The 4164-nt window shown below is 44.5% G+C and carries 6 protein-coding genes; 5 read left to right on the top strand and 1 reads right to left on the bottom strand.

Going from position 1 to position 4164, the window contains the following annotated elements:
• The 4 genes from B4K11_RS11360 to lnt form a co-directional block, all read left to right on the top strand.
• Positions 1-261: PhoH family protein (locus B4K11_RS11360; RefSeq protein WP_292952231.1), on the top strand; the 261-nt coding region annotated here is incomplete at its 5' end.
• Positions 258-713: an rRNA maturation RNase YbeY gene (gene ybeY / locus B4K11_RS11355; RefSeq protein ID WP_292952228.1), complete on the top strand. Its 456-nt coding sequence runs from the start codon at positions 258-260 to the stop codon at positions 711-713. The genes B4K11_RS11360 and ybeY, both read left to right, overlap by 4 nt.
• Positions 714-734: 21 nt before the next feature.
• Positions 735-1571, top strand: coding sequence for an HlyC/CorC family transporter (locus B4K11_RS11350; protein WP_292952225.1), 837 nt, complete (start codon positions 735-737; stop codon positions 1569-1571).
• A gap of 5 nt (positions 1572-1576) precedes the next feature.
• Positions 1577-3076: an apolipoprotein N-acyltransferase gene (gene lnt, locus B4K11_RS11345; RefSeq protein ID WP_292952222.1), complete on the top strand. Its 1500-nt coding sequence runs from the start codon at positions 1577-1579 to the stop codon at positions 3074-3076.
• Positions 3077-3095: 19 nt separating this feature from the next.
• On the opposite strand, the gene B4K11_RS11340 is transcribed toward lnt, so the two are convergent.
• The gene (locus tag B4K11_RS11340; RefSeq protein ID WP_292952219.1) at positions 3096-3626 is read right to left on the bottom strand and encodes a zinc ribbon-containing protein; all 531 of its coding nucleotides are present in this window, start codon (positions 3624-3626) and stop codon (positions 3096-3098) included.
• A 136-nt stretch (positions 3627-3762) separates the two neighbouring features.
• On the opposite strand from B4K11_RS11340, the gene B4K11_RS11335 reads away from it, so the two are divergent.
• Positions 3763-4164, top strand: a 402-nt coding sequence (locus tag B4K11_RS11335; RefSeq protein WP_292959384.1) for a class I tRNA ligase family protein, incomplete at its 3' end; no start/stop codon positions are given.

The following is a 4164-nucleotide window of genomic DNA, read 5'->3' as shown; positions in this document are numbered from 1 at the left end:
CGTGAACAGATGAAAATGTTTCTAACACGTATAGGCTTCGGAACTACCGCGGTTATTACGGGTGATATTACTCAGGTGGATCTTCCGAAAGGAACTCGCTCGGGCCTCATACATGCGATGCAGGTATTAGACGAAGTGAAAGATATTGGTTTTACCCATTTCACTGCGAAAGATGTCGTTCGCCATCCGCTCGTTCAGCATATCGTGCGTGCTTACGATCGTTTTGAGAAGAAAGATGATACTCAGGGTAAACACTCATGAGCTTTGATTGCGATATTCAATATGAGATTGAAGGCGACCTACCCTCTGAAGAAGATTTTCAAACATGGGTCCATGCAGCATTATCCGCCCATCTAAAAGAGGGTGAGCTTTGTATCCGAGTTGTCTCAGCTGAAGAGAGTCAAACCTTAAACAATACTTACCGTGGAAAAAATAAACCCACGAATGTTTTGTCTTTCCCTTTTGAAGTACCTGAGGGCATCCCTCTTCAATTATTAGGCGACTTAGTCATCTGTGCCGATGTTGTCGCAACAGAAGCCACAGAGCAAAATAAAGCCCTATTAGACCATTGGGCACACATGGTTATACATGGTTGCTTGCATCTTATCGGTTTCGATCATATAAATAACGAAGATGCAGAAGAGATGGAAACGCTTGAACAAGAGATTCTGGCAAGCATGAACATCGCAGATCCCTACGCGGACAATAATTAATTTAGGATTTTTTAAAACACCATGAGCGAAGACCAAACGGGACAATCGAAAGGCTGGCTTGATAAATTAACACAAGCATTCAGTGATGAACCTCGCAGCCGAGAGGACCTGTTAACCGATTTACGTCAGGCCTCTGATGAAAACCTGCTAGATAATGAAGCCCTCACCATTATGGAAGGTGCTATGCAGGTTGCTGATATGCAGGTCCGTGATGTCATGGTTCCTCGCTCTCAAATGGTCGTAGTTGAAGCCGATCTGACCCCTAAAGAGTTTCTTCCCATTGTCATATCAAGTGCCCATTCCCGTTTTCCAGTCATTGGTGAAACACCGGATGAGATACAAGGCATTCTCTTAGCTAAAGACCTTTTACCGCTGATTCTTGAAGGAAACCTTGAGCAGTTTGATCTAAAAAGCAAATTGCGCAACGTGACCTTTATCCCAGAATCAAAACGCCTCAACGTATTACTGAAAGAGTTCCAAGTAACACGTAACCATATGGCTGTCGTCATGGATGAGTACGGCGGAGTGTCAGGCCTTATAACCATCGAAGATGTATTAGAGCAAATTGTTGGTGAAATAGAGGATGAGCACGATAGCGAGGAAGATGACGGCAATATCAAACCTTTTGACAACAATGCCTTTATCGTAAAAGCACTCACACCGGTCGAAGATTTCAATGAATACTTCTCTGTAGGCTTCTCAGAAGAGGAGTTCGACACCATGGGCGGTATCGTGACGCAACATTTTGGACATCTACCGAAAAAAGACGAAGCCGTAGATATCGATGGTTTCCACTTTAAAATCCTATCCGCCGACACCCGACGGATTCGCCTTCTACAGGTTTCTCGAAACGGATAACCCCCATGCCTCTGCAATTTATGATATGTTTAATTGCAGGGGCGCTGATCGCCCCTAGCCTATCCCCTTTTGATAACCCTTATTTAAGCCTCATACCGCCCCTAGTACTTTTTCTTTCTAGCTATAAAAGAGATCGAAAGAAGAGCGCACTGCTCGGCTGGGCTTTTGGTTTCGGCTTTTTTGGCAGCGGCGTCTCGTGGGTTTTTGTCAGTATTTCCGAACATAGCCAAACCCCTGTAGCTATTGCGGCTATCTTAACCTGTCTATTTGTCGCCGCATTAGCCTTACTCTTTAGCTTGCAGCTTTACCTCTGGAAAAGATTCTTTGCAGCAAGATACCAAAGCGTCAGTTTTATTGGTCTATGGGTAATTTTTGAATGGATAAGAAGCTGGTTTTTGACGGGTTTCCCTTGGCTCTATTTAGGTAACTCATCTTTAGATACGCCTTTCCAGAATCTATTACCTCTAGGCGGCGTCTGGCTTGCATCCTTCGCCATTTTAATCACAGCAATAGCGCTCGCTGAGTTTTTAAGAACTCGCAGATTACTCCCTTTACTTTTCATCCCCCTACCGCTTATCGGCAGTTACCTACTGCCAAGTTCATGGACAACAACCACAGAGCAAGAGCTTTCTGTTGCCCTCGTCCAGCCGAATATTCCACAAGCGATAAAATGGAATCCAGATTATAGGGCGGAAATTCTTAGTCAGTACGAAAACCTCTCAGCCCCCCATATCGACACGCAGTTAATGCTCTGGCCTGAAACAGCTATACCTGCAGTTTTTCAAAACGTGGCAACTCCCTTAGCTGAACTACTGAATGAGTTAGACCAGAACGATGTCACGCTGATTAGCGGATTACCTAGTGCGATTCGTGATCAGGAACACCCAAAAGGCTACCGCATTCACAACAGTCTTGCTGTACTCAGTAGTGGTAGCGGCATATACCATAAGCAACGACTAGTGCCATTTGGGGAGTATGTCCCAATGGAGACTTACATAAGAGGTATGTTTGATTTCTTCAATCTCCCCATGTCTAGCTTCTCTCTCCCTGAGAAGGAAACACAATCTTTACTTCGAGCGGGCAATAACACGCTCAGTGCGGCTATCTGTTATGAGATCGCCTACCCTGAGTTAGTCAGACAATCGTCATTACAGGCAGATATTTTATTAACCGTATCAAATGACACTTGGTTTGGGCATTCCATCGCGCCTGCCCAACACCTACAAATTGCGAGAATAAGAGCCGTAGAAAATGGCCGGTGGTTAATCCGAGGGACCAATAATGGAATTACAGCCATTATTAATTCCACAGGTGAAATAGTTGAACAACTTCCCCAATTCACACAGGGAGTCCTACGCGGCAAAGTGCATACGATGCAAGGTCAGACCCCTTACCAAACTTACGGTTCCCTCCCCATCTTGCTGCTAAGCGCTCTTTTCTTATTACTCACAATGGGGAAATGGAGAGACCCTGAAGCTGAAAGCCACTATCCTAATTTTCGCTAAAATGCCTATATTTTGTAATTTATGGCCAAGGGTTAGATACTCGTTTAAATAACGTCTGATCACATTTATCACAAGGAGATAGCGTCTCCGTTTTGTGTAAACTCAAAGTTGCACCACAATTTAAGCATTCCAACGTCCCTACCGTTGCAATTTCACCTGCCAGGTATTGATCATCGTCGTGGCCCAAACGTTCCCTTAACTCTTCTTGACCTACACGCGTTTGATCCGCAATTAATTTTAGCTGTTCAGCTAAAGTATGCTCCAAGGCATTTAGATCGAAACTAAGCCAAGCAGCTAACCCAGCACCCGTTTCATGTGCATAAAAGCCCAACTTTTTAAGGTCTCGCGTCAGATAAGCTTTCAATAGATCAAGCTCATCACGGGTCATTTCTGCTGCTGCCAGCTCTAATTCCACAGCATCATGAATTTTCTCTTGTAACAGATCCCAAGAACCTGCATCCGTGTTTTCTAAGTCTTTAGTAAGGCGTAACAACACCCTATCGTAGTCTGCAGAGTCTAAATTACTTTTTTTGTCGCTATTATGATCCATAAAACCACCTCGTTATGAGCGGAAACTCTGTTTGCTTACCTGTATATATTGTATGCTATGCGCTAATAAGCAAACTTTTATTAACCGGCATCAACATATGCCGGTTTTTCTATCATAGGCATTACGATTTACGAACATGAACGAACAATACCGCCCACAGAAGATCGAGACACAGGTCCAGCAACATTGGAAAGATAACGATAGCTTCAAGTGCGAAGAGGATCTGCAGAAAGAAAAATTCTACTGCCTATCCATGTTTCCGTACCCAAGCGGTCGACTCCACATGGGACATGTTCGTAACTACACCATTGGTGATGTAGTTTCCCGCTACCAGCGTATGCAGGGTAAAAACGTCCTTCAGCCTATGGGTTGGGATGCTTTTGGCCTACCTGCCGAAAACGCAGCGATGAAAAACAACGTAGCGCCTGCTAAATGGACCTACGAAAACATCGACTACATGCGTAATCAGCTAGAGCTGATGGGCTTTGGCTACGACTGGAACCGCGAATTAGCGACTTGCCACCCTGAATATTACCGC

The sequence above is a fragment of the Neptuniibacter sp. UBA6509 genome (assembly GCA_002435145.1).
In the GTDB taxonomy this organism is placed as follows: Bacteria; Pseudomonadota; Gammaproteobacteria; order Pseudomonadales; family Balneatricaceae; genus Neptuniibacter.
This window is presented reverse-complemented; position numbering and strand designations above follow the sequence as displayed.